We start from the raw sequence: 23,184 nt of genomic DNA on the forward strand, positions 1-23,184 counted from the left end.
GGCCGACCGGTTTCCCAGTCCCTCGAGGAGGGGGCGGGTCAGGACGGTGGCCGCGGTGGGGTGAGCTCGGCCAGCACCCGCCGGATCTCCGCGTTGTCCGCGGCCAGGGCCGCCGTGTCGATCCCGGAGAGCAGCTCGCCGTCGTCGTGCGGCACGGTGAGTTGTCGCTGCCACTCGGCCTCGTAGAGGGCGTCGCGGTAGCCGGAGGACTCACGGCACCGGGCGTCGGCCGTCGCGATCTCGATCTCGTCGTCGGTCGGCGACGTGCTCGAGTCGAGCGTCTCGAACCGGTCGGCCATCTCGAGGGTCGGCATGCCCGACGGGTCGGAGGCCACGTCGCCCACCCGGGCGTCCTGCATGCACCCGCGCCAGTCGTCCCAGGTCGCCGTCACCGTGGGGTCGTCACGGGCCCCCTCGAACGCGGCGTTGTTCAGGCGGACGAGCGACTGGGTGCGGTTCGAGTAGTCGTCCAGTGACGGCACCGTCCCGCGGGCGCGCTGCACGCAGGTGTCGAACCGGGCGGACCTCTCGTCCGTCCAGGGTTGCGACGAGAACTCGGACCAGGCGGCCGCCCCCGCGTCGATGACCGACAGGGCGTGGTAGCCGCGGGTCTCGGCCGTCGCCAGGTCGAAGGCCCGGAGGCGCAGCGAGCCGTTCATCGACAGCTCGCCCGCCCGGTCGCCCGCCGCCACGTCCCGCCACGGCACCACGAAGTCGTCGTGACCGGCCGCGACCATGCACTGCTGCGCGACGAGCAGGAGGGCGTAGGACGACGAGGTCTCGCCGACCGGCACGTACCGGTCGAGCGGCATCGTCCACGCGTCGACGTCCTTCTCGGGGAGGTCGGGCAGGGCGTAGGCCGCATTGGCCGGGATGCCGTAGGCGACGACGCCGGCGACCACCGCGACCACGGCTGCGAGCGTCACCCGCTTCGCGCGTCGCTGTCGAGGCGAGACGCCGCCGGGCGGGACGTCGCGGGTCGGGACGTTCTTCTCGTCGGTCATCGCGTGGCCCCCTCGTCGTCGCGGGCCGGGCCCACCAGGTCGTTCTCGTAGGCGAAGACGACGATCTGCACGCGGTTGCGCATGCCGAGCTTCTGCAGCACGGCGCGCACGTGGCTCTTGACCGTCGCCTCGCTCAGCCACGCGCTCTCGGCGATCTCGGCGTTGCTCAGGCCCCGTGCCACGAGCAGGAAGATCTCGCGCTCGCGGGGCGAGAGCACCTCGAGCGGTTCGGTCCGCCGCTTCGGGGACGGGGTCGGCACGGCGAACGCGTGCACGACGTCGAGGGCGGCGGCCGTGGTCGGGACGGGCTCGCCGGCCGCCGCCGCGCGGATCGTCGTCAGCACCTCGTCGGGCGTGGCGTCCTTCGTGAGGAACGCGTAGGCCCCGGCCTTCAACGCGCTGAACACGGCCTCGTCGCGCTGGATCGTGGTCAGGGCGACGACGCGCGGGGCCGAGTCGGGGTCGGTGCCGGCCGCCGCCACGATGCGCGTGGTGGCCTCGAGACCGTTCATCACGGGCATGCGCAGGTCCATCAGCACGACGTCGGGCCGCTCACGCTCGACCAGGGCGACTCCGGCCGCCCCGTCGACGGCCGTGCCCACGCAGACCAGGTCGGCTTGCGCCTCGATCAGCATCTGCAGCCCGGAGGCGAACAGCGGCTGGTCGTCGACGACGACCACCCTCACGAGGGCGGGAGGCGCGGTGCGCGTCGTCGCGGTCGTCACGTCGGTCATGCGGGTTGCTCCGTCCAGGACTGCAGGAGTCCGATCGGTTCGGGAGTCGGCAGGAAGGCGGTGACGACGAAGACGCCGTCGTCGCCGAGCTCGGCCGTCAGCCAGCCACCGGCGAGCCGGGCCCGTTCGGTCATGCTGGCGATGCCGGTGCCCCGGCCGGTGCCGCGGCGGGCGGCGACGAGCGGGTCGTCGCCCGACGACGTCACCAGCAGGGCGAGGCCGGGCCCCCGCCAGTCGAGGGCGACGTCGACCGTGCTCGACGAGCCGGAGTGCTTGAGGGCGTTGGTCAGGCTCTCCTGCACGATGCGGAAGACCGCGAGTTCTTGCGAGGGCAACAGCTCGGAGGCGTCGCCGAGGTGCCGCAGGGTGACGGTCATGCCCACGTCGCGCATCGTCGTCGCGAGTCGGTCGAGGTCGGCGAGGGTCTCGCGGGGCGTCACGTCGTCGGCGTCCTGCTGGATGCGCTCGACCAGGTGCCGCACGTCGACCAACGAGGTGCGGCCGACGTCGGCGATCGTGCGCAGCGCCTGCTCGACGACCTCGGGACGGGTCGCCGACAACGCCAGGGCGCCCTGCGCCTGCGACACGATCACCGCCAGCGAGTGGGCGAGGGCGTCGTGCACGTCACGGGAGATCCGGGCACGGTCGTGGGCGAGGCGCAGCTCGAAATCCGTCTCGTGGAAGCGCGTCTCGGTGCGCTCGAGCACCTGTCCGATGCGGCGGACCCGCAGCACGCTCGAGAGGAAGATGCCGACCGCCCAGGCCGCGGCCGCGGCACCGAAGAGCGAGGCCGCCAGGGTGATCACGTCGGTCTTCGTGCCCTGGCCGCCGCCCACCCACGACGACCACACGTACGGTCGCGCGAGGGTGGGCACGGCCATCGCGATCGCGGCGAGTCCCGACGCGAGGCCGGCGGCGGCGAGGGCGACGAGCCGCACGGCGACCGAGCGGGCGAACGCCGCGAAGAACGCCACGAACGCGAGGGCGAGGTACGTCGGCCAGGTGGTGTCCGTCGGGGGCTGCACCCAGCCGGCGAGCTGCAGGGCCGGGATCGTCACCATCAGGCCGATCGAGGTCCACGGCATCCAGACCGCGAGGCCGACGGCCAGGCCGAAGAGCCCGAACAGGACGACGTTCTCGACGATCTCGCCCCGGCCGGCCTCGGCGATCGTCCACAGCAGCACGAAGACCGCGGCGCCGACGGGGGCCGCGAGGCGCGGCACCCAGGTGCGCAGGTCGTCGGGGATGGTGTCCATGTCGACGACCGTAAGGCGTCGTCGACCGGCCGCGCGCGCCTCCTGCGGGGTTTTCATCCTTGAGGACGAACGCGCCGGGGTGGGGACGAGCCGTCGGTCCCCGGGGACGCGGCGACGGCGCGCCCCCGGGTGGGGACGCGCCGTCGGCGTGGTGGTACTGGAGGGACTAGAGCGTGATCAGACCGTCGGTCTTGGTCGTCGCGGCGGCGAGGCGGGCCTCGACGTTGCTCCAGTTCACGATGTTCCAGAAGGCCTTGACGTAGTCGGCGCGCACGTTCTGGTAGTCGAGGTAGTAGGCGTGCTCCCACACGTCGAGCATCAGCAGGGGGACGAGGCCGAACGGCACGTTGCCCTGCTGGTCGAAGAGCTGGAAGACGCTGAGGCGCTGGCCGAGCACGTCGTACGCGAGCACGGACCAACCCGAGCCCTGCACGCCGAGCGCGGTGGCGGTGAAGTGGGCCTTGAACTTCTCGAGGTCGCCGAAGTCGCGGCCGATGGCCTCGAGCAGGTCGCCGGTGGGCTCGCTGGTCTCGGGGGTGAGGTTCGTCCAGAAGATCGAGTGGTTGACGTGGCCACCGAGGTTGAAGGCGAGGTCCTTCTCGAGCTTGTTGACGTTCGCCAGGTCACCCGTCGAGCGGGCCTCGGCGAGGGCGGCGTTGGCCGTGTTCGCGCCGGTGACGTACGTGTTGTGGTGCTTGGAGTGGTGCAGCTCCATGATCTTCGCGCTGATGTGCGGCGCCAGAGCGGAGTAGTCGTAGGGCAGATCGGGCAGGGTGTACTCAGCCATGTGGGGTCCTTTCGAATTGACCTGCATCCACCGTACGACCTCCACCCATGCCGGGGTCAACGTTCTCCCAGCGCGGACGCAGCCTCGGGGCCCGGCGCCGTCGGGGGTCGTGCGTAGGCTGACGGGCGTACGACGCAACCGCGAACGACCCCGCTCCACCCCGAGGAGGCGCACCATGGCAGGATTCACCGGCTTCGGCAGGCGACGCGCGGCCGACCCGCGACTGCCCCCGGGGCAGTACCTCGAGAGCGGGTTCCCGGTCCTGTCGGCCGGCCCCACGCCGAACATCAAGCGGTGGGAGCTCCAGGTCGCCACCGAGACCGGGCAGCGCTCCCTCACCTGGGCCGACTTCCAGGCCCTGCCGCACGAGGCGATCGAGACCGACATCCACTGCGTCACGAGCTGGTCGAAGCTCGGCACCCACTGGCGGGGCGTCTCGCTCGACACCCTCTTCGACGGCCTCGAGACCACGCACGAGTTCGCGATGGCGACCAGCCACGGCGGGTACACGACCAACCTGCCGCTCGGCGAGCTGCTCGGGGGCAAGGCCTGGGTGGTCGACACCTACGAGGGGCAGCCGCTGCACGCCGAGCACGGCGGGCCCGCGCGCCTCTTCGTGCCCGGGCTCTACTTCTGGAAGAGCGCCAAGTGGCTGCAGGGCATCCAGACCATGGCCACCGACCGCCGCGGCTTCTGGGAGAGCATGGGCTACCACCCGCACGGCGACCCGTGGAAGGAAGAACGGTACGCGTGAGCGACCCCGTTCCCGACCCCGGGGTCGGCGGCGTCGCCGGGCTCGACCCCGCGGGTGATCCGTACGCCTGGCTGCCCGCCACGATCGTGTCGTCGGTCGCGCAGACGCCGCGGGCCCGGTCGCTCACCCTCGCGGTGCCCGGCCTCCGGCCCGCGCGAGCCGGCCAGCACGTCGACCTGCGGCTGACCGCGGACGACGGGTACACCGCCGTGCGGTCGTATTCGCTGAGCGACGTCAGGGCCTCCGGCGGCCCCGACGGCTCGCGGGGCGCAGGAGGCGCGGGCCCGGTCCCGCAGATCGAGGTCACCGTCGAGCGCCTGGACGACGGCGAGGTCTCGCCCTACCTGGTCGACGCGGCCGAACCCGGCGATCCGATCGAGGTGCGCGGCCCGATCGGCGGCTGGTTCGTCTGGCCGCCGACCGAGTTCGAGCCCGACTCGGCCGTCCACGCGGTGCTGCCCGAGCCCGAGGGGGCGACCCCGCCGACGGCGGCCCCCGTGCAGTTGATCGGTGGGGGGTCGGGCGTCGCACCGCTGATGGCGATGGTGCGGGCCCGAGGCCGGGACGCACCCCCGATGCGTCTGCTCGCCTCGGTGCGCGACCCGGGTTCTCGGTGGTACGTCGGCGAGCTGGACGAGGCCGCGCGCGCCTCCTCGGCTCGTGACACGACCGGGCCTCGAGCGCCCCTCGTGGTCGACTGGGTCTTCAGCCGAACGGCTCCCGAGGGGCACGCTCGGCCGGCGGGCCGACTCACCCGCGACGAAATCGAGCGGCTCGTGCTGCCCGCGTCCGAGCATCCGCTGGTCTACGTCTGCGGGGCGAACTCGTTCGTGGCGGTCGTCGCCGGCTGGCTGGTCGAGCTCGGGCACGCGCCGACCCGCGTCCGGACCGAGCGCTTCGGCGGCGTCTGAGGCCGCCCGCCGTCCGGCGGAGGTACCAGCCCCCACCCGAACGCCGGGCGTCAGGCGGGCGTGCCCTTCTCGGGCGCCGTGGTCCGGAAGTCGCCGCGCGTGACGTGCTGCTGCCAGAGCAACTCGGCCAGCGCCTCCGGGCTCTTGTCGCTGCTCTCGGGCTCGATGCCGCCGGGGATGATCAGCTGACCGACGTGGATGCCCTCGCCGGCGAGCTCGTCGTGGAGCAGCTGCGCGTAGGCGGTCAGCCCGGCGAAGGCGATGGAGGTGCCCGTCACCTTCGCGCCGGGCGTGACGGCCGAGCCGCCGTTGACGAAGAGGATGGTGCCGCCGCCGTCGGGCAGGAACCGCATGCCGGGCAGCACCTGGTGCACGGCTGCGACCGGCCCGTAGATCGAGAACTCGACCGGACCGACCAGGTCGGCGGGCATGGTCTCGAGCACGGGACGCATGAAGTCCTTCTGCGGCAGCGGGCTGTACTGCATGACCTGGATCGGTCCGAGCTGCTCGGTCGCCTGCTCGAGCGCGGCGGCGATGCTCGCCGGGTCGCGCACGTCGGCGGTGAAGCCCTGGGCCGTGACGCCGTCGGCCTCGAGTTCGGCCGCGAGGGCGTCGAGCCTGCCCTGGTGGCGGGAGACGAGGGCCACGCTGAAGCCCTCCGCGCCGAATCGTCGGGCCACGGCAGCGCCGAGCCCCTTGCCTGCACCGATGATCGCGAGTGTCGTCATGGGACCCATCCAACCGAGGAGGCGCGGGCCGGCACCCAGCCGGAGGGGTACGCGGGCCGCGTGGCCGGGTGGCCGCGTAGAGCGGGCAGGGCCGTGTGGCCGAGTCACCGGTTCGAGCGGGCAGGGCCGGCGCTCAGCAGGGGGCTGCGAGCATGGACGCGTCCCCGTCGGCCCCTCACCAGGAGCAGCTCGTGTCGCCTCGCACCCTCTTCCGCTCGTTCGCCGTCGCCGAGGTGGTGACCTGGTCGCTGCTCATCGTGGGCATGATCCTCAAGTACGCCGTGGGGGTCGGCGACTGGCCGGTCAGCGTGGCCGGGCCGATCCACGGCTTCGTGTTCCTCGCGTACCTCGTCGCGGGCGTCGTCGTCGCGGTGAACCAGCGCTGGTCGGGCGGGGTGACCCTGGCCGCCCTCGCCAGCGCCGTCGTGCCGTTCGCCTCGTTGCCCGTCGAGCGCTGGATCGACCGCCGCGGCCTCCTCGCCGGTGCCTGGCGCCGCACGGCGACCGACGACCCGCGCGACCGACGCCCCCTCGACCGCCTGTTGCGCTGGATGCTCGGGCACCTCGTCCTCGCCCTCGTGCTGCTGGTCGTCGCCGTGGTCGTCGTCTTCGTGGTGCTGCTGATCGCGGGGCCGCCCGTGCAGGTGGGCTGATCGCCCGACCGCACCGCGCCTCCGGGGCTGTGCCGCCCTTCCCTCGCCGCCCCTTCCCTGACAATCCTCTTAGCAACTAAGAGATCGATCAGCGGGCACGACTAGCGTCCCCCTCATGAGCACCGACACGAGCACCCGACCCCCTGCCGAGACCGCGACGTCGCGTGACGTCGTCCGCCAGATCGTCGTGGTCGTGACCGCGGTCCTCGCGATCGTGCTGGCCGCCTACGGATCGGGCGCGTTCGGCGGCGTCTCGGTGTCCGATGCGGCGGGCGGGGCCCTCAGCGCGACGGCCACGACGGTCGCCCCGGCGACCACGGCCTTCAGCATCTGGAGCGTCATCTACCTCGGCCTCGTCGCCTACGCGATCTACCAGGCCCTGCCCGGTCAGCGCGCCGTGACCCGGCACCGTCGGCTCGGTTACTGGGTCGCGGCCTCGCTGCTGCTCAACGCCGCCTGGCTGTTCGCCGCCGTGCAGCTCGGCAGCGTCTGGCTGGGCGCCGTCGTGATCGTCGCGCTGCTGCTGGTGCTCGCGCGCATCTTCGTCATCCTGTTCCACACCGCGTCGAGCGGGTGGGTCGACGCAGTCGTCACCGACGGCACCCTCGGCCTCTACCTCGGCTGGGTCAGCGTCGCGACGGTCGCCAACGTCGCCGCCGGCCTGGTCGACGCGGGCTTCGACGGCTTCGGCTTCGCGGCCGGGTTCTGGTCGTCGGTGGTGCTCGCCGTGGCCGCCCTCGTCGGCGTCGTGCTGGCCTTCGCCGGGCGTGGCCGCCTCGCTCCCGCCCTGTCGCTCTCGTGGGGACTCGCCTGGATCGCGGTCGGCCGCCTGACCGGCGAACCCGAGAACGTCGTCGCCGGGGTGGCCGCCATCGTCGCCGCCGCCGTCGTGCTGGTCGTCACGATCGCCGTGCGGGTCGCGCGCGGTCGGGTCGGCGCCACCGCCTCGCTGCAGCGCTGAGCCCCGGCCGCACCGCCCGCACCGCCCCGCCCCGCACCGCCCCGCACGGCACCGCCCCGCCCCCGGGCCCCGGGCACGCCGCCACGAAGTAAACGTCCCGCCACAGGATTGCGTGGCGGGACGCTTACTTCGTGGCGGGATGCTGGGTCACGCGTGCCGCTCTACCGCACAGCACCGCGAAATGGTCACGGCGCCAGGAGAAAACCTGGCGCGGTGACCATCTCGCGGTGTCGTGCGGGATGAACAGCGTGGGGGAGGCGCGGTGCCCGCAGGAGGCGCGCCGCGCCTCCTGGTCAGCGGCCGCCGGTGATCTTCCGGTCGCGCTGGGCGACGCCCGCCGTGCCGTAGGGGTAGTCGTCGACCCGGGGTGCGCTCGCCGAGGTGAGCCGGGCCACCTCGTCGTCGGTGAGGGCCGCGGCCAGGGCCGACGAACCCAGGTTGTCGTCCAGCTGCTCGACCGTGCGGGCGCCGAGGATCACCGAGGTGACCGCGGGCTGCCGGAGCAGCCAGGCCAGGGCGACCTGCGAGGCCGAGGCGTCGTGCGCCGAGGCGATCGAGGTGACCGCGTCGAGGACGGTCCAGGTGCGCTCGTCCGCGTTGCGCGCCTCCCAGGCCTCCATGCCGCGTTTCGGGTCCTCGCCGAGGCGGGTGGCACCGGTGGGCGCCTGGTCGCGGACGTACTTGCCGCTCAACCAGCCGCCGGCCAGCGGCGACCAGGGCAGCAGGCCGATGCCGGCGTCGAGCGAGGCCGGGACGACCTCGTGCTCGATGTCGCGGACGAGCAGGTTGTACTGCGGCTGCAGCGTGACGGGCGGGGCGAACCCGAGGGCCTCGGCGCGGCCGACGGCCTTGGTCACCTGCCACCCGAGGTAGTTCGAGAAGCCGTAGTAGCCGATCTTGCCCGCACTGATGGCGTCGTCGAGGAACCTCAGCGTCTCGTCGATCGGGGTGAGGTGGTCCCAGGCGTGCATCTGGTAGAGGTCGACGTGCTCCACGCCGAGCCGGGTCAGCGAGGCGTCGAGGGCCTTCGCGAGGTGACGACGCGACAGCCCGACGTCGTTGGGCCCGTCGCCCATGGGGAAGCGTCCCTTGGTCGCGAGCACCACCTGGTCGGCGTCCGTGGGGTGGCTCGCCAGCCACCGGCCGATGATGGTCTCGCTGGTGCCGGCGCTGTAGACGTCGGCGGTGTCGACGAGCGTGCCGCCTCCGGCCACGAAGGCGTCGAGGATGGCGTGCGAGGTCGGTTCGTCGGCTTCGGCGCCGAAGGTCATGGTGCCGAGGGTCAGCTCCGACACCGAGGCTCCACTGTTTCCGAGGGTTCTGTAGTCCATGACCCGACGCTACGCGGACTGCGACCGCACCCGACCGGGCGGTGCCCTGCCCCAGGATGCGGCGCGCGTCCAGTTCGTCTGTTGGATACTCTCGGGTAGGTCACTCGACACCGACGTCGGGAGGACCACCCGGGACCAACCACCCCGGATCACCGTCCCACCCGAGGGGAACGACCGTGACGTCCACACCGCAGGCGGCCTCACCAGTCGCCGGATCAGCTGCACTCCGCACCACGCCCACGAACACCGCGCCGACGGACACCGCGCCCACGGACACCACGCCCACGGACACCGCGCCGACCGACGCCACCACCGATCCGACCGCGGCGCCCCCCAGGGCGCAGACCTTCGAGGCGCTCGTCGACCCGCGGGTCCGCAGCGTCTCGACCACGGATCGCGAGGTCGCGCACGCGCTGATCCGCAAGAACTACAAGATCACGCGACTCGAAGGCGAGGGCCCCGAGCCGTTCACCTACAGTCGCGCCGTGTCCGGCGACACGCGCTTCGCCCTCTGTCGCTTCGAGTACCGGCGGGGACGCCTGCTGTCCGAGAGCGATCCGACCGGGTTCCTCGTCGCCGGCGGCGTGATGGCCGGCCGGTTGTCGCTGCGGACCCGCGACCACGAGCTCAGGGTCGAGCCGGGCGCACCGTTCTCGTTCCCGTCGCACGACGCCAAGGTCATGCTGTCGTACGACCTCGTGCTCGGGCAGGTGATGCTCGACCGCACCGCCGTCGAACGCGAGCTGGAGGCCATGCGGCTCACCGCCCCCGGGGGGCTCCGGTCGACCGCGGCCGAGGCGGTCTCGCCCTCGCTCGGCCGCTACTGGTCCGACCTCGTCCGGCACGTGCACGAGCACGTCATCCGCAACGACGCCGCCATGGCCAGTCAGCTGGTGCGGGGCTCGGCGTTCCGGTCGCTCGTGGCCGCCTACCTCGAGGCCTTCGAGACGAACGTGGTCGGCGTCGGCGGTGCCGACGGCCTCACGCCCCTCCCGTCGACCGTGCGTCGGGCTCGCGACTACATCGAGCAGCACGCGCACGACGACATCGGCGTCGTCGAGATCGCCGAGGCGGCTCGGGTGACCCCCCGCGCCCTGCAGCTGGCGTTCCGTCGCCACCTCGACTCGACGCCCATGGCCGAACTGCGGCGGGCGCGGCTGCGCGGCGCGCACGGGGACCTCGTCATGGCCGATCCGACCCTCGGCCACACCGTCGCGGGCGTGGCGCTCAGCTGGGGTTTCGCCCACGCGGGCCGCTTCGCGGCCCAGTACACGGCCGAGTTCGGGCGGTCACCCCGCGACACCCTCGAAGGGTGACGGGTGACTTTTTGCCACCGCTTCGCAAGCTGAGCTTTCATTTCGTTTTTCGGACATTGCCGGGTTTGCCCGAGGAGCGGAGAGCCGCAGAATGAAGTGGCCTCGCGGTGAAAGGTTCAGGACCGCGAGTCACAGCGCACGAGATCGACGTCGGGTTTCTCTCGTGTCGCCGGGGTGCGGAGGGAGTCGGGTTCCTTCCGCACCCCTTTCTCGTCTCCGGAGGAGGCGTCCGTCGGGGACGCGGCCCGCGCCTCCTGCGTTCTCGACGAGCGCGGCGCGAACGCGCGGGGCCAACGCGGCGCGAGCGCGGGGCGAACGCGCGCAGCGCGAGCGCGCAGCGGTCAGTCGCGGGCGGAGACGTCCGTGTGCACGAAGCCCTGGAAGGACCGGCTGGCGGTCGGACCACGCTGGCCCTGGTAGCGCGAGCCGTACTCGGACGAGCCGTACGGGTGCTCGGCGGGCGAGCTGAGCTTGAAGAAGCAGAGTTGGCCGATCTTCATGCCGGGCCAGAGCTTGATCGGCAGGGTGGCGACGTTCGACAGCTCGAGCGTGACGTGCCCGCCGAAGCCGGGGTCGATGAAGCCCGCGGTCGAGTGGGTCAGCAGGCCGAGGCGCCCGAGCGAGCTCTTGCCCTCGAGGCGGGCCGCGACGTCGTCGGGCAGGGTGACGAACTCGTAGGTGCTGCCCAGCACGAACTCGCCCGGGTGCAGGATGAACGGCTCGTCGGCCTTCGCCTCGACCAGGCGGGTCAGCTCGGGCTGGTCCTCGGCCGGGTCGATGAACGGGTACTTGTGGTTGTCGAAGAGCCGGAACAACCGGTCGAGCCGCACGTCGATGCTCGACGGCTGGATCAGCGTCGGGTCGTAGGGGTCGAGGCCGATGCGGCCGGCGTCGAGTTCGAGCTTGATGTCGCGGTCGGAGAGCAGCACGCGACAAGACTAGTCAGCGCGTGCCGGGCCACGGGGGGAGGATGGACGCATGCGTGCCATCACCGTCCCCGTGCCCGGAGGGCCCTCCGCCCTCGTCGTCTCCGAGGTCGCCGAGCCGGTGCCCGGCCCCCGCGAGGTCGTGATCGACGTCGCCGCCGCAGGCGTCAACCGCGCCGACGTCAACCAGCGCGAGGGGCACTACCCGTCGCCCGCCGGGGCGCCCGGCTGGCCCGGGCTCGAGGTCAGCGGCACCGTCGTCGCGACCGGCGAGCACGTCACCGCCGCGGCCGTCGGCGACTACGTCGTGGCCCTGCTGCCGGGCGGTGGTTACGCCGACCGCGTGCAGGTCGACGAGGGCCTTGTGCTGCCCCTGCCGCGCGGCGTCGACCTCGTCGAGGCGGCGGGCCTGCCCGAGGCCGTCGCGACCGTCTGGTCGAACGTCTTCATGAGCGCCGGGCTGAAGCCGGGCGAGACCCTGCTCGTGCACGGTGGCGCCAGCGGCGTCGGCTCGATCGCCATCCAGATGGCCGTCGCGCTCGGCTCGACCGTCTACGCCACCGCCGGGACGGCCGACAAGACGTCGTTCTGCGAACAGCTCGGCGCCGCGCGCGGCATCGACTACAAGACCGAGGACTTCGTCGCGGTCGTCGACGAGCTGACCGAGGGCCGCGGCGTCGACGTCGTTCTCGACCTGGTCGGTGGCGACTACATCGCCCGCGACGTCGAGGCGCTCGCCGTGAACGGTCGGATCATGGTGATCGCCGTGCAGGGCGGCCCGTCGGCCACGATCGACCTGTCGCGCCTGATGGCCAAGCGCGGTCGGGTCTGGGCCACCACGCTGCGCGCCCGGCCCCTCGACGAACGCCGCGCGATCATGGCCGAGGTGCGCGAGCACGTCTGGCCGCTGGTCGAGGCCGGGTCGGTGCGACCGGTGCTCGACAGCGTCTACCCGCTCGAGTTCGTCGCCACGGCCCACAAGCGCATGGAGTCCGGCGGGCACAGCGGCAAGATCCTCCTCGCCGTCCGCTGAGGCCGAGCCGGACCGAGGAGGCGCGGGTCGCAGAGCCGAGGAGGCGCGGGTCGCGGAGCCGAGGAGGCGCGGGTCGTCAGGACACGCGGCTGTCGGCCCCCTTGCGCACGGCCGAGGCGCCGGTGATCTCGACGAGCACGGGCACCGTCTCGCCCAGCACGCGGTCGAGCCCGCGGGCGACGTCGGACGTCGCCGCGACCACGGGCGCCGGGGACGATCCCGCGGTCAGCCGCACCCGCACCTTGAGGGCGGGCCGACCCGCGACCGTCCACGCCGAGACGCCGACCGAGGCCACGTCGCGGCGGTCGTGGAGCGCGTCCGTGATCGCGGTGTCGGCGAACGAGCTCGACACGGCGATCGAGCCGGCCGGGTCGTCCTGGACCACGACGCTGTCGGTGCGACCGTGCCCGTGGGCGGGGATCGCGACGACGAAGACGATGACGAGCAACAGGCAGAGCAGGGCGAGGGCCACCGGCAGCCAGCTGCCACCCGTCGCACCGGACGGGTCGATCGGCGTCGCCGCCACGGCGTCGTCGAGGGCCGACGACGCGGGCGACAGCAGGTCGCGCAGGACGCCGCCGCCGGGCAGGGCGACGATCACGAGGAACGCCCCGACGGCCAGGGCGACGAGGCCGACGACGAACAGGAGGAGGCGGTTCGCGAACCGGTTGCTCGAGGTCATGCGCCGACCCTCCCCGTGTCGGTGGTGCGGACGCGAGCCGTGAGCTCGGGCCGGTAGGCGACCGACTCGAGTTCGGAACGGGTGGCGGCCTCGACCGACTGCTCGTCGACCGCGAGGCCGGACGCGGGCGTCAGGTCGATCTGGGCCCGACGACGGGACACCCACGCCGAGACCTGCTGGTCCGAGAGGCGCCCCGAGACACGGGCGGCCCGGGCGAGCGAGGACGCGATGACCCGGTCGTCGACGACCACCGCCACGCGGTCGTCGTCGACGGTGTGGCGTCCGCGACGGCCGGGCGTCACGGCGAGGCCGATCAGGACGAGGCCCACGACCGCCGCGACGACGCCGGCGCCGAGCACGAGGCCCGAGGTGCCGCCGCCGTCGACCGACGACGTCAGCGTCGCGAGGACGTCGACCGGGGAGAAGAGCAGGGCCCGTCGACCGAGCGCGGCGTAGACGGCCTCCACCCCGACGTACCCGACGACGAGCGTGAGCAACACGAGCACGACGATCGCGCTGCCCGAGCGCGAGGAGTGCTGCTCGCGTCGGAGGACACGGCGGTGGAGGCCGGGGTCGATCCCGCTCACGAGGTGCGCCCCGTCCGGTCGGTGCGGCTGCCGCTGACGGTGACGTCGACGCGGGACACGGTGCGCCCCGCGAGTTCGGAGAGCCGACGGGTCAGGGTGGACTGGAGGTCGCGGACGACGGCGAGGACCCCGCCCTCGGGCATGGTCACGGCCTCGGAGAGCATCGGGACGCGGACCGGCGTCGAGACGCGCAGGGCGAGCCGACCGGCGTCGTCCTCGGCCAGGACGCGGACGTCGGCCCGACGCACGTGGAGGGTCTCGGCGACGACGGCCACCGCCACCTTCTGCAGCACCTTGGCGGGGATGCCGACGTGCCCCGCGACGACGCGTCCCGTCTCGGCGAGATCCGTGCCGGCGGTGGTCATGACGACGAGCGCCGTCCGCGCAGGGCGTCCAGCAGCCCGGCCACGTCGGTCCTGCCCGAGACGATGCGCCCGACGAGCGCGCCGACGGCGATGAAGACCGCGACGAGCACGAAGCCCCAGAACCCGAAGGCCAGGGCCGAGACGGCGAGCACGGCGCCGACGGCCATGCCCGTGGTGGTGGCGGTCACGAGACGCGGCTCTCGCTGGTGGCGTCGACGTCGTCGTCACCGGGGATGTGGACGTCGACGATCGCGACGTTCACCTCGGCGACCTCCATGCCGACGAGCTGCTCGATCGCCCCGGCCACCGCGGCACGCACCTGTTCGGCGACCGTGTGCAGGGGGGCCGGGTACGCGACGACGATCGTGACGTCGGCGGCGACCTGGGTCTCGCCGACCTCGACGCGCACGCCCTGACCGAGGTCGGTCGTGCCGATGACGTCCCGAAGGGCGCCGAACGCCCGTGCGGTGCCGCCACCGAGGGCGAAGACGCCGGGCACCTCGCGGGCGGCGATGCCGGCGATCGTGGCGACGACGCCGTCGGCGACCACCGTCCTGCCGGGCACCCCGACGGTGCCTCTCGGGACGGTGCTCTTCGGGGTCGCGTCGGTGGTGGCCATCGGTGTCTCCTTCTGATCGGACGATGTGCGACGGGTCCGCGTCGCCCTTCGGTCTTACCGGACGCGCCGCCGACGGGTCCGGTCACGGTCTCCCGCGCGCACCGATTCCGGTGTATCCAGGGATGAGACGCTTTCCGTGGCCCGAACGTCACGGAATGCGTCACCATTCATCCACGGGTCGTGACTCGTTCACGGGTCGTGACCCGCGCCTCCTCGTCCTGGGGGCCCGGGCGGACGCAGCAGCAGAGGAGGCGGACATGGCGGCGGACCTGACCGAGGCCACCGACGCCGTGCTCGCGTCGCGTGCCGCCGAGGGTGACGAGCGGGCCTTCGAGGTGTTGCTCCGCCGCCATCTGGGGCTGATGACGGCGTACGCCACCCGGCTGACCGGCTCACGAGCCGACGCGACCGACGCGGTGCAGGAGGCGTCCATCACGATCTGGCGCGAACTCCCGACGCTGCAGACGCCCGCGGCGGTCAAGGGCTGGATGATGCGCATCGTGTCGCGCAAGGCCTTCGACCTGATCCGGTCGCGACGCCTCACCGACGATGTCGACGACCTCGAGCTGCCGGCGGCGACGCCCACGACCGATCCGGAACGCCGGGCGTCCTCGAACGACGCCATGGAGGCGCTGCGTGCGGCGCTCGCGCGGCTCCCGGCCAGCCAACGGCAGGTGTGGGCGCTGCGCGAGGTCGGTGGCGAGTCGTACACCGAGATCGCCGAACGGACCGGCACCACCGTGACCGCGGTCCGGGGGCAACTGGCCCGGGCACGAGAGACCCTGACCCGCGAGATGGAGGCCTGGCGATGAGTGACCGTCCTCACGGCACCGACCACGCCCACGAAGACCCGACCCCGCCCGACGTGCCCGTCGACCTGGGCGAGTCCGTCGACCCGGGTGGGTCCGTCGACCCGGGTGCGCCCGTCGACCCGGGTGCTTCCGTCGAGCCGGGTGCGCCTGGCGACGCCGACCCGTCGCCCGACGAGCTCGTCGACGGCATCGACGACGGGGTCTCGCCCGAGCGTCTCGTCGACTACCTCGACGCCGGTCGGCAGCCCTACGACCCCGAGATCGAGGAGTCGCCCGAGGCCCGGGCCCAGCTCGCCGCCCTCGAACGCCTCCGGGCGATGGGGGCCCGACTGCTCGAGTCCGACGCCGCGGCGAGCCCCGCACCGGACCCGAGCTGGATCTCGGGCGTGATGGACCGCGTGCGCCTCGAGTCGCGGGCCGGGAGGCAGATCCCGCTCGCCTCGATCGACGAGCGTTCCACCCTGCACATCACCGAGGGCGCCGTGAGGTCACTCATCCGCGAGGCGGGCGACGGCGTCGACGGAGCCATGGTCATCTCGTGCACGATCCTCGGCGACGTCAGCGTGCCCGGGGCGCTCGTCCGGGTCGAGGTCGTCGTCAGCGGCCTCTTCGGCGAACCGCTGCCCGCGCTCGCCGAGGCGGTCAAGTCGGCGGTGTCGTCGAGCCTGTCCCGCCAGACCGAACTGACCCTCGAGAGCGTCGACGTGGTCGTCGACGACGTCCACCTGCAGAGCGAAGGAGGCGCGGCGTGAGCGACGACGACGGCCTGCGGGCCCCGATCAGTCCGGCCGACCTGTCCCTGCTCGCCGCCGAGCTCGGCGAGATCGCGGCATCGGTCGACGGCGTCGTGCACGTCCGGGCCCGGCCCGGATTCGGCAGCGTCGTCCGCTCGGCCCTCCAGGGGTTGAGCGCCGTCGTCGGTGGCGGAGGGGTCGTGGGCTCGACCGTGCAGAGCGACGCCTCGATCGCCGGAGCCACGTCGGCCGACCCGGGCGTCCCCGCCTCCGACATCCCCGACGCCGAGCGCGCCGACCCGGCCTCCGCCGAGGCCGCCGCCCCCGGTCGACCCGTGCCCCTCGTCGGCATCGCCGTGGCCGACCTCGAGACCCGCATCACCCTCGACATCGCGGTCGACGAGAGCGGCTCCGGCCCGCTCGTGGCCCGTGCGGTCGCCCAGGCGCTACTCGACCGCGTGAGCGGGGAGCCCGTTCCGCCGGCGTCGGTCGACCTGCGCATCGTCTCGGTCGCGACGGGAGCCTGAGCGCGCCTCCTGCCGGTGGTGCGCGGAGTCGCACCGCCTGATTGACGTCGCACCGCGGAACGCGGCGGTGCGATGTCCGTTCGTCGGTGCCACACGCTCGGCAGGGTGGAGGGAGCACGGGAGGCGCGGGCCGCTATAGTGGTCTGACGCGCCTCCGAGGCGCCGCGCGAGTGTAGTTCAATGGTAGAACTTCAGCTTCCCAAGCTGATAGCGCGGGTTCGATTCCCGTCACTCGCTCTCTTCTTCTCTGAGGTGACGTGACGGCCGGGCTGACGGCCTGGTCACCACCGCCGTCAGGTCTCTTCCCACGTCATCGGGGTACGGGCTCGTGGGGCGTTCGGCCGACGGCGGCCGGGAGCGCCGCCCCCGTACGATGGTCGTCGCCGCTACCGGGGGGAAGCCATGACCGACGATGCCACGACGACCGTCTCGTTGCTGCACCCGATGCTCGACACGCACGGGCCCGGCTGGGTCGAGTCGCGGTCGAGCAAGCCCGTCGTCGGGGTGTCCAGCGGCCTCTCGGCCCTGTTCGTCGACTGTGCCGGGCCGGGCACCCGCGTCGCCCTCGTCACCGATCCCGCATCGCGGCTCACGTACTCGCTGTTCCACCTGCTCGACGTGCTCGGCGGGGTCTGGCTGACCCGCGCCTCCGACGGTTCGCTGCGTCGGGCGGTCACGCTCGAGCCGGTGCGCTCACCGGCCCACGGCCTCGGGGTGACCGAGGACGGCTACCCGCTGCCGCAGGACGAGGCGCCGTCGTCGGTCCGGCTCGACGAGGGACGCACCGTCGACCCCGACGCCGTCCCGTGGACGCAGCTCGCCGTCGTCACCCACCACCGGGCGCGGGCCGAGGCCCGACTCGGCGGGACGCTCGAACGACTCGTCGAGGCGCTCGCGCCTGGAACGCGCACCCTGTGGGGGACGACCGAGCCGGCCACCACGGTCTGGGACCGGGACTTCTTCACGGCCGCCGCGCGCAGCCGCATGCCCTCCGAGACGCGGTTCCACGTGGCCGGCGGTGACGCCTCCGGGCCGAGGTACCGGGGCTGGGTGCGCATCGCGCGCAGCGACGACGGGGTGATCGAGGAGACCCGGATCGTCGTGACCGGTGCCGTCGCGCCGGGCGTCGTCGCGGACGCGCTCGCCGACGTGGCCGGTCGACAGCAGGTCCTCCTGGCCACGGCGTGGTCGATGTCCGGCCGGGCCGACGGGACGGTGTCCGCCCACGACCGGGTCGCACCGCAGCCACTCGCCGCCGTCGTCGGGGCCCGGAGCGTCCGGGGCATGCAGCTGGACGTCGAGGGCCTGGTCCGTCGGGTCGGCGGACGGGTGCTCGGGTCGTCGCGGACGCCGTCGGTGCTCGTGTCGTTCGACGAGGGGCCGGCCGGTGACGCCGAGGTCGGTGCTGGTGCTGGTGCTGGTGCTGGTGCTGTCGACGGTGCCGCGGCCGCAGCCCGTTGGCACCGCTTCGCCGACGCGGTCGAGGTCGTCGGCGCCGACGAGATCCTCGCCGCGATGACCCCGCCGGGGGTGCACCGTGCCTCGTGAGTACACCGTGGTGACGCCCGAGCCCGTGACCGCCGTCGACGGTGCCCGTGCGGCCGCCGAGATCGACCCGTACCTCGGGCTGGGCAAGCTCTGGAACGGCGGCGGGCTGCAGATCGCGACCGACGACGGGCTCGTGCTGGCGATCGTGCGCAGCACCTACGTCGAGGACCCGGCCGACGCCTCCGTCCTGCTCGGGGTCGACGTCGAGGCGGGCAGCTGGCTGACCGAGGCGTACGCGCCGGGCACCGACCCGGTGTCGGACGCGGTGGTCCAGGCGCTCGTCCGCAACACCGGGGGGCGCGTCGTGGTCGAGGCGGTCCCGGGTGGGCCGAGGCCCGCGACGGCTGCGCCCGTGACGACTGCGCCCGCGCCGACCGACGAAGGGGCACGCTCATGAGCTCGTGGTCGATCTCACCCTCCGGGGTGCAGTCGGTCCTGGCCGAGGTCCAGGTCTCGGCCGGCGACCTCGGCACCGCGGCCGGAGGCCTGGAGACCGGTCACGAAGAGCTGAGCGGCGGTGTCGGCGACCTCCTCGTCGGCGTGGCCAACGCGGTGCTCGGGCTGATCGAGTCCGAGGCGACGACCCTCACGTCGGTCGTGAACCGCATCGAGTCGTGCGGCACCGGTGCCGCCGAGGCGACCATCGCCTACGTCGCCGGCGACGAGGAGATGGCGGCGAACGCCCAGTCCGCCGCCGTGACGGCGGCCGCCGAGGCACCCGCGCTGGCGAGCGAGCAGAGCGCCGCCGGCATCCCGCCCGTCTCGACCCCGGGGGTGCCGCGATGAGCCCCTCGCTGATCGTCCCCGGTGCGATCCCCGGCGTCACCATCGACCCGGCGGCGATCTCGACGTCCGCCGCCACCTTCCGCAGCACGGCGACCGCCATCGCCGAGAAGGGTGCGGGCGTCGTCACCTCCTGGTCCGGGCTGTCGGGCGTCTACGCGGCGCCCGAGGCCGAGCAGTTGTTCGTCGCCATGGACCCGGTCGGCACGAGCACGCAGACCCTCGGTGACACGTTCGGCCAGGTCGCGACGTTGCTCGACGACCTCGCCACGGCCGTCGCCGCGCCCGTCGCCCGGCTCAAGGAGCTCGTCACCGAGGCCGAGGCCTTCACCGCCGAGGTGTCCGGCGGCGTCACCTACAGCACGGAGAGCTACAACTCGTACATCTCGAGCGGGCCCGACGAGACCACGGTCGAGTGGTACGACCACATCCCCTCGCGCAACCGCAACGACGAGTTGCTCGGCGAGGTGAACGCCGAGGTCGCCAAGATCGACGCGGCCCGAGCCGAGTGCGAGAACGGCATCAACGCGTTGCGCACCGACCCGATGTGCTTCCCCGAGCAGGTCGGCCTGTCGGCCGAGCAGCTCGACTCGATGAAAGACCTGCCCTACGGCGCCCCGGGCGACCCGCACAAGACCTGTTCCGAGTCGATGGGCACGGGTCTCGGCATGTTCATCGCCGAGGCGGCCTACGGCGCCGGTGCCCTGGTGGGTTGGGACATCCAGGGCGGCACGGGCGTCACCATGGAGTTCGGCCTCAAGGCCTGGGGCGGCCTGCTCCAGGGGCTCGGGGCCATCGCGATCACGAGTCCGGCGACGATCGCGCTGGCGTACGCACCTCCCGGTACGGTGCCGGCGGCCGCCCAGCCGGCCGTCGACTGGTACCGCACCACGATCGAGGGCGTCACGCAGGGCATCGTGGGCACGCCCGAGATGTACGACGAGGACCCGGTCGCGGCCGGCACCTACGCCACCCTCGGCGTGGCCTCGTTCTTCGTCCCGGTCGGAGGCGCAGCCGTCGGCGGGACGAAGGCGGCGACGGGCCTCGCACGGCTCGGTGGCGCCGCGGAACGAGCTGCGCTCCGTGCCCCCGAAGGTTCCCTGTCGCGGATCGGCCTGACGCACGCGGGTCACGCCCTGAACGCCATGTCGGAGACCACGCGTCTCCTGACCGGAGGGCACGGCTCGGCCGGTCGCGGGCCGGACGCCGCGCCTTCGCGCTTCGACGAGCAACTCACCCGCCTCGACGACGTCGTCGGCGTCCGCGCCGACGGCCTCGCGCCACCGCCCACGCGCGTCGACGGCCCCGACACGACGCCCGGCCCGGTCCGTGGTGACGACGCGTCCGCCCCGCCCGTCCATGACGACACGTCCGCCCCGCCGGTCCGTGACGACGCGTCCGCCCCGCCGGTCCGTGACGACGCGTCCGCCCCGCCGGTCCGTGACGACGCGTCGGCCCCGCCGGTCCGTGAGGACGCGTCCGCCCCGCCGGTCCGCGAGGACGCAGGAGGCGCGGGTCACGCCGACGACGCCCCCGCGGCCGACCAGCCCGGTCACGCCGACGGCGATACCGGAACGGGTGGCTCGGGCGGCGACGCCCCCGGCTCGAATAGCACGACCACACCGAGCGCCGTGGATCGAAGCGGAATGACTCGGGAGCAACTCGCGAACTACCTGGACGTTGTCGACCCCGACGCCGGCGCGGTGTTCCGCGAGAAGGGAACGTGGCCGGCCGATCAGCAGGTGCCGAAGGACGCCAGCGTCCTCGGGGCGGACGGCAAGGTCAACTGGAAAGACGAGGCGCCCCACGACGGATTCACGTTGAACGAGGACGGACACCCCATCAAGACGCCCGACCCCGACATCCCCCTCGGCACGCGACTTGATCGAGAGGGCCCAGAGACGGGGCGGTTCACCTCTCCGCTCAACGCGGACGGTACGCACGCCGCCCACGGAACTCGGGCGCTGCCCTGGGTTGAAGACGATTTGCACACGTACGAGGTCGTCGGCGACCTCAAGAACATCCGGGCCGCGTATGACGCGTCGACCAACACGAAGCTGAAAATGCAGATCGATGTCACGATGAAGCTCTTCAATCCGGACTGGAACAACATCCGCGTTTTCGCGGGCGAGATCGACAAGGCTTTCGGCGAAGTCGGCGGTGGTACCCAGTACCAGCTGCCGTTCGGAGCCGATGTCATGGTCGAGCTCGGTCTGCTCAAGAGAGTCCCGAACTAGGAGCGAGATGACCACTATCGATGAGACACGCGCGGCATTGACGGCGGAGGGGCTCGATCGTCTCAAGTACGTCATCGGCTCTGACGGCGCGAACGAGACCGACTGCCTCGTCCTGTGCCGTAGAGACGAGGGGTGGGTGTCGTTCTCTCGGGACGAACGTGCCGCAGTCATGGAGGAAAGCGTCCGAACGTACTCCAGCGAGTCCGAAGCTTTGGACGACTTTCTCGAGCTCATGCGGTTGAAAGGCCTACTTGCCACGTTGCAGCGAGAACGAGATGCGGAACGTCTCGGTCGGCCCACGGACGCGTGATGGTGTGGCCGGTCGAGCGACGTCGGTCGCCATCGCGTCGCGAAGCGTGATGGACGTGGACGGATTGCGAGCAGAAGTGGAAGCGGCCGGGTTCGGGCACCTCGGTTTCCTCATCGGCAACACGTCGCTGCCCGTCTCCGGCGCGCACGTGATCGGGCAGATCGACGGGGTGTGGGTGACGTTCTTGCGCGACGAACGAGGTCTCGTGGAAGAGCTGACTCTCGTCGAGCATCCGGATGAGCGCTCTGCCGTGACGGAGTTCATGTCGCAGCTGCGGAACCTCGCCCGTTTGGACGAGCTGCGGGCCGTCCTGGAGGCTGAGAGTCTCCTTCGCTTGGACCACGTCATCGATGGTGACTACACGAGAGGATCAACCGCCTCCTCGAGGAGATCCATGACTGATGACGACTCGAACACTCTCGCCTCGTTGCCGAACCGCGTCAACCAACTCGGGCTCGGGCATCTGAACTTTCTGATCGGTGACGGGGAGACACAGCGTCCATACTCACTCGTCATCGCCCAGGGCGAAGGTGGCTGGAGCACCTTCGTCAGGGATGAAAGAGGGCTGACCAGGGTCAAGAGCGTCCGGACGTATCCGGACGAGCGGTCGGCAGTCGAGGGGTTCCTCGTTCTGCTCGACGGCATCGCGCTCGTCAAGCGGCTTCGTTCCGAGGCCACGGCTGAGAAGGACGTCTAGCCGGTGCTTGAGGGCTGATGAGTAGGACCGACGTGGACGGACTGAGAGCAGAAGTGGAAGCGGCCGGGCTCGGGCACCTCCGTTTCCTCATCGGGAACACGTCCCTGCCCGTCTCCGGCGCGCACGTGATCGGGCAGATCGACGGAGTGTGGGTGACCTTCTTGCGCGACGAACGAGGTCTGGTCGAAGAGCTGACGCTCGTCGAGCATCCGGATGAGGGCTCTGCCGTGACGGAGTTCATGTTCCAGTTACAGAACCTCGCCCGGTTGGAGGAATTGCGGGCCCTCCTCGATGCAGGCGCAGATCCCGATGACTGATTGCCGACCGCGAGGGTGTCGTGCCGACGCTTGACGAGACCCTGGCCGTCCTCAGGGATGAAGCCCTCCTTCGTTACGACCACGTCATCGACGGCGACTACACGGGGAGGAGCAACTCATGACGACGCTCCAAGAAACGGTCGCCACGATCGAGGCCGAGGGGCTCGACAGGTTCGCCTACGTGATCGGTGATGATCACGCCGGCTCGGCGGACGCCCTGGTCCTGACCCGACGGGACGGCGTCTGGACGTCCTTCTCGACCAATGAACGTGCCGGTGTCGAGGAGACCAGCGTTCGCACGTACGAGGAACTCTCCGACGCTCTGGACGACTTCCTGCGTCTCATCAGGCTGAGGGCCGACGAGGACGCACTCATGTCGCGCATCAGGGAGAAGAACAGGCTCGCCCACGAGACGTGGCAGGCGTCACGAGACGACCGACCGGGGAAGGCCTGACATGGCGACGATCGAATCGGTGCGCGTCGTCATGGCGGCAGAGGGACTCGATGACCTGGCGCACGTCCTCGTCGGTGACCACGCGAACAGGACGGACTGCCTCGTCGTCACCCGACGC

At 72.1% G+C, this 23,184-nt stretch carries 29 protein-coding genes and 1 tRNA gene; 18 read left to right on the forward strand and 12 right to left on the reverse strand.

The features are described from left to right. Positions 1-38 precede the first annotated feature (38 nt). The 4 genes from QRN23_RS15275 to QRN23_RS15290 form a co-directional block, all read right to left on the reverse strand. Positions 39-1,004 (reverse strand): hypothetical protein, encoded by a 966-nt coding sequence (locus tag QRN23_RS15275; protein WP_200413328.1) that lies wholly within the window; start codon positions 1,002-1,004, stop codon positions 39-41. Further along, positions 1,001-1,738, reverse strand: coding sequence for a response regulator (locus QRN23_RS15280; RefSeq protein WP_159826655.1), 738 nt, complete (start codon positions 1,736-1,738; stop codon positions 1,001-1,003). Before QRN23_RS15280 ends, QRN23_RS15275 begins: the two co-directional genes overlap by 4 nt. Beyond that, positions 1,735-2,994, reverse strand: a complete 1,260-nt coding sequence (locus tag QRN23_RS15285) for a sensor histidine kinase (protein WP_056044365.1) — start codon at positions 2,992-2,994, stop codon at positions 1,735-1,737. The genes QRN23_RS15280 and QRN23_RS15285 overlap by 4 nt, the downstream gene beginning before the upstream one ends. A 166-nt stretch (positions 2,995-3,160) precedes the next feature. Continuing rightward, positions 3,161-3,781, reverse strand: a complete 621-nt coding sequence (locus QRN23_RS15290; RefSeq protein ID WP_055976080.1) for a superoxide dismutase — start codon at positions 3,779-3,781, stop codon at positions 3,161-3,163. Positions 3,782-3,956: 175 nt separating this feature from the next. On the opposite strand from QRN23_RS15290, the gene QRN23_RS15295 reads away from it, so the two are divergent. Together QRN23_RS15295 and QRN23_RS15300 are read left to right on the forward strand one after the other, a co-directional pair. Continuing rightward, positions 3,957-4,535, forward strand: a complete 579-nt coding sequence (locus QRN23_RS15295; RefSeq protein WP_056044367.1) for a molybdopterin-dependent oxidoreductase — start codon at positions 3,957-3,959, stop codon at positions 4,533-4,535. Continuing rightward, positions 4,532-5,446 carry a ferredoxin reductase domain-containing protein gene (locus QRN23_RS15300; RefSeq protein ID WP_285064016.1) on the forward strand — a complete coding sequence of 305 codons (915 nt, stop codon included), beginning with the start codon at positions 4,532-4,534 and terminating at the stop codon, positions 5,444-5,446. The genes QRN23_RS15295 and QRN23_RS15300 overlap by 4 nt, the downstream gene beginning before the upstream one ends. Positions 5,447-5,496: 50 nt before the next feature. Here QRN23_RS15300 and QRN23_RS15305 read toward each other — a convergent pair whose 3' ends face one another. Beyond that, positions 5,497-6,174 (reverse strand): SDR family NAD(P)-dependent oxidoreductase, encoded by a 678-nt coding sequence (locus QRN23_RS15305; RefSeq protein WP_200413331.1) that lies wholly within the window; start codon positions 6,172-6,174, stop codon positions 5,497-5,499. A 191-nt stretch (positions 6,175-6,365) separates the two neighbouring features. Between QRN23_RS15305 and QRN23_RS15310 the strand changes: the two genes are divergently transcribed. Further along, positions 6,366-6,827, forward strand: a complete 462-nt coding sequence (locus QRN23_RS15310; RefSeq protein ID WP_285064017.1) for a DUF3817 domain-containing protein — start codon at positions 6,366-6,368, stop codon at positions 6,825-6,827. 115 nt (positions 6,828-6,942) lie between these two features. Continuing rightward, the gene (locus tag QRN23_RS15315; RefSeq protein ID WP_285064018.1) at positions 6,943-7,788 is read left to right on the forward strand and encodes a TspO-related membrane protein; all 846 of its coding nucleotides are present in this window, start codon (positions 6,943-6,945) and stop codon (positions 7,786-7,788) included. 293 nt (positions 7,789-8,081) lie between these two features. Here QRN23_RS15315 and QRN23_RS15320 read toward each other — a convergent pair whose 3' ends face one another. Continuing rightward, complete coding sequence (locus QRN23_RS15320; protein ID WP_056044374.1) at positions 8,082-9,119, reverse strand: aldo/keto reductase; 1,038 nt, start codon at positions 9,117-9,119, stop codon at positions 8,082-8,084. 176 nt (positions 9,120-9,295) lie between these two features. Between QRN23_RS15320 and QRN23_RS15325 the strand changes: the two genes are divergently transcribed. After that, the gene (locus QRN23_RS15325) at positions 9,296-10,435 is read left to right on the forward strand and encodes a helix-turn-helix transcriptional regulator (protein ID WP_159828233.1); all 1,140 of its coding nucleotides are present in this window, start codon (positions 9,296-9,298) and stop codon (positions 10,433-10,435) included. Between the two features lie 341 nt (positions 10,436-10,776). Here QRN23_RS15325 and dcd read toward each other — a convergent pair whose 3' ends face one another. Next, positions 10,777-11,364, reverse strand: coding sequence for a dCTP deaminase (gene dcd, locus QRN23_RS15330; protein ID WP_056044378.1), 588 nt, complete (start codon positions 11,362-11,364; stop codon positions 10,777-10,779). Between the two features lie 49 nt (positions 11,365-11,413). On the opposite strand from dcd, the gene QRN23_RS15335 reads away from it, so the two are divergent. Further along, positions 11,414-12,394, forward strand: a complete 981-nt coding sequence (locus QRN23_RS15335) for an NAD(P)H-quinone oxidoreductase (RefSeq protein WP_123571017.1) — start codon at positions 11,414-11,416, stop codon at positions 12,392-12,394. Positions 12,395-12,470: 76 nt separating this feature from the next. Here the strand turns inward: QRN23_RS15335 and QRN23_RS15340 are convergent, their stop codons facing one another. Genes QRN23_RS15340 through QRN23_RS15360 form a run of 5 tightly spaced genes read right to left on the reverse strand, consistent with a single transcriptional unit; the run spans position 12,471 to position 14,647 of the window. Next, positions 12,471-13,076, reverse strand: a complete 606-nt coding sequence (locus QRN23_RS15340) for a hypothetical protein (protein ID WP_285064019.1) — start codon at positions 13,074-13,076, stop codon at positions 12,471-12,473. Next, positions 13,073-13,663, reverse strand: a complete 591-nt coding sequence (locus tag QRN23_RS15345; RefSeq protein ID WP_056044383.1) for a DUF6286 domain-containing protein — start codon at positions 13,661-13,663, stop codon at positions 13,073-13,075. The genes QRN23_RS15340 and QRN23_RS15345 overlap by 4 nt, the downstream gene beginning before the upstream one ends. Further along, positions 13,660-14,028: a hypothetical protein gene (locus QRN23_RS15350; protein ID WP_285064023.1), complete on the reverse strand. Its 369-nt coding sequence runs from the start codon at positions 14,026-14,028 to the stop codon at positions 13,660-13,662. Before QRN23_RS15350 ends, QRN23_RS15345 begins: the two co-directional genes overlap by 4 nt. Continuing rightward, the gene (locus QRN23_RS15355; RefSeq protein ID WP_123571013.1) at positions 14,025-14,216 is read right to left on the reverse strand and encodes a DUF2273 domain-containing protein; all 192 of its coding nucleotides are present in this window, start codon (positions 14,214-14,216) and stop codon (positions 14,025-14,027) included. Before QRN23_RS15355 ends, QRN23_RS15350 begins: the two co-directional genes overlap by 4 nt. Further along, positions 14,213-14,647: an Asp23/Gls24 family envelope stress response protein gene (locus tag QRN23_RS15360; RefSeq protein ID WP_285064024.1), complete on the reverse strand. Its 435-nt coding sequence runs from the start codon at positions 14,645-14,647 to the stop codon at positions 14,213-14,215. The genes QRN23_RS15355 and QRN23_RS15360 overlap by 4 nt, the downstream gene beginning before the upstream one ends. A 155-nt stretch (positions 14,648-14,802) precedes the next feature. On the opposite strand from QRN23_RS15360, the gene QRN23_RS15365 reads away from it, so the two are divergent. The 12 genes from QRN23_RS15365 (at position 14,803) to QRN23_RS15420 (ending at position 23,066) form a co-directional block, all read left to right on the forward strand. Continuing rightward, entirely contained in the window at positions 14,803-15,459 is a 657-nt protein-coding gene (locus tag QRN23_RS15365; protein WP_350224707.1) for an RNA polymerase sigma factor, read from the forward strand. Further along, a complete protein-coding gene (locus tag QRN23_RS15370; RefSeq protein WP_285064025.1) occupies positions 15,456-16,211 on the forward strand; it encodes an Asp23/Gls24 family envelope stress response protein in 756 nt (251 codons plus the stop codon). The genes QRN23_RS15365 and QRN23_RS15370 overlap by 4 nt, the downstream gene beginning before the upstream one ends. Then, positions 16,208-16,720: a hypothetical protein gene (locus QRN23_RS15375; protein ID WP_285064026.1), complete on the forward strand. Its 513-nt coding sequence runs from the start codon at positions 16,208-16,210 to the stop codon at positions 16,718-16,720. The genes QRN23_RS15370 and QRN23_RS15375 overlap by 4 nt, the downstream gene beginning before the upstream one ends. A gap of 166 nt (positions 16,721-16,886) precedes the next feature. After that, positions 16,887-16,957: transfer RNA gene (locus QRN23_RS15380), tRNA-Gly, on the forward strand. Positions 16,958-17,122: 165 nt separating this feature from the next. Next, positions 17,123-18,268 carry a DUF6177 family protein gene (locus tag QRN23_RS15385; protein WP_285064027.1) on the forward strand — a complete coding sequence of 382 codons (1,146 nt, stop codon included), beginning with the start codon at positions 17,123-17,125 and terminating at the stop codon, positions 18,266-18,268. Next, positions 18,258-18,665 (forward strand): hypothetical protein, encoded by a 408-nt coding sequence (locus QRN23_RS15390; RefSeq protein WP_285064028.1) that lies wholly within the window; start codon positions 18,258-18,260, stop codon positions 18,663-18,665. The genes QRN23_RS15385 and QRN23_RS15390 overlap by 11 nt, the downstream gene beginning before the upstream one ends. Next, entirely contained in the window at positions 18,662-19,054 is a 393-nt protein-coding gene (locus QRN23_RS15395) for a DUF6507 family protein (protein ID WP_159828199.1), read from the forward strand. The genes QRN23_RS15390 and QRN23_RS15395 overlap by 4 nt, the downstream gene beginning before the upstream one ends. Beyond that, positions 19,051-21,288, forward strand: coding sequence for a TNT domain-containing protein (locus QRN23_RS15400; protein WP_285064029.1), 2,238 nt, complete (start codon positions 19,051-19,053; stop codon positions 21,286-21,288). Before QRN23_RS15395 ends, QRN23_RS15400 begins: the two co-directional genes overlap by 4 nt. A 7-nt stretch (positions 21,289-21,295) precedes the next feature. Then, entirely contained in the window at positions 21,296-21,598 is a 303-nt protein-coding gene (locus tag QRN23_RS15405; protein WP_285064030.1) for a hypothetical protein, read from the forward strand. 55 nt (positions 21,599-21,653) lie between these two features. Continuing rightward, a complete protein-coding gene (locus tag QRN23_RS15410) occupies positions 21,654-22,295 on the forward strand; it encodes a BTB/POZ domain-containing protein (RefSeq protein WP_285064031.1) in 642 nt (213 codons plus the stop codon). A gap of 32 nt (positions 22,296-22,327) precedes the next feature. After that, positions 22,328-22,612, forward strand: a complete 285-nt coding sequence (locus QRN23_RS15415) for a hypothetical protein (RefSeq protein ID WP_277960136.1) — start codon at positions 22,328-22,330, stop codon at positions 22,610-22,612. Positions 22,613-22,730: 118 nt separating this feature from the next. Beyond that, the gene (locus QRN23_RS15420) at positions 22,731-23,066 is read left to right on the forward strand and encodes a hypothetical protein (protein WP_285064032.1); all 336 of its coding nucleotides are present in this window, start codon (positions 22,731-22,733) and stop codon (positions 23,064-23,066) included. The last annotated feature ends 118 nt before the right edge of the window (positions 23,067-23,184 follow it).

It is taken from the genome of Frigoribacterium sp. ME-P-080 (assembly GCF_030209595.1).
In the GTDB taxonomy this organism is placed as follows: domain Bacteria; phylum Actinomycetota; class Actinomycetes; order Actinomycetales; family Microbacteriaceae; genus Frigoribacterium.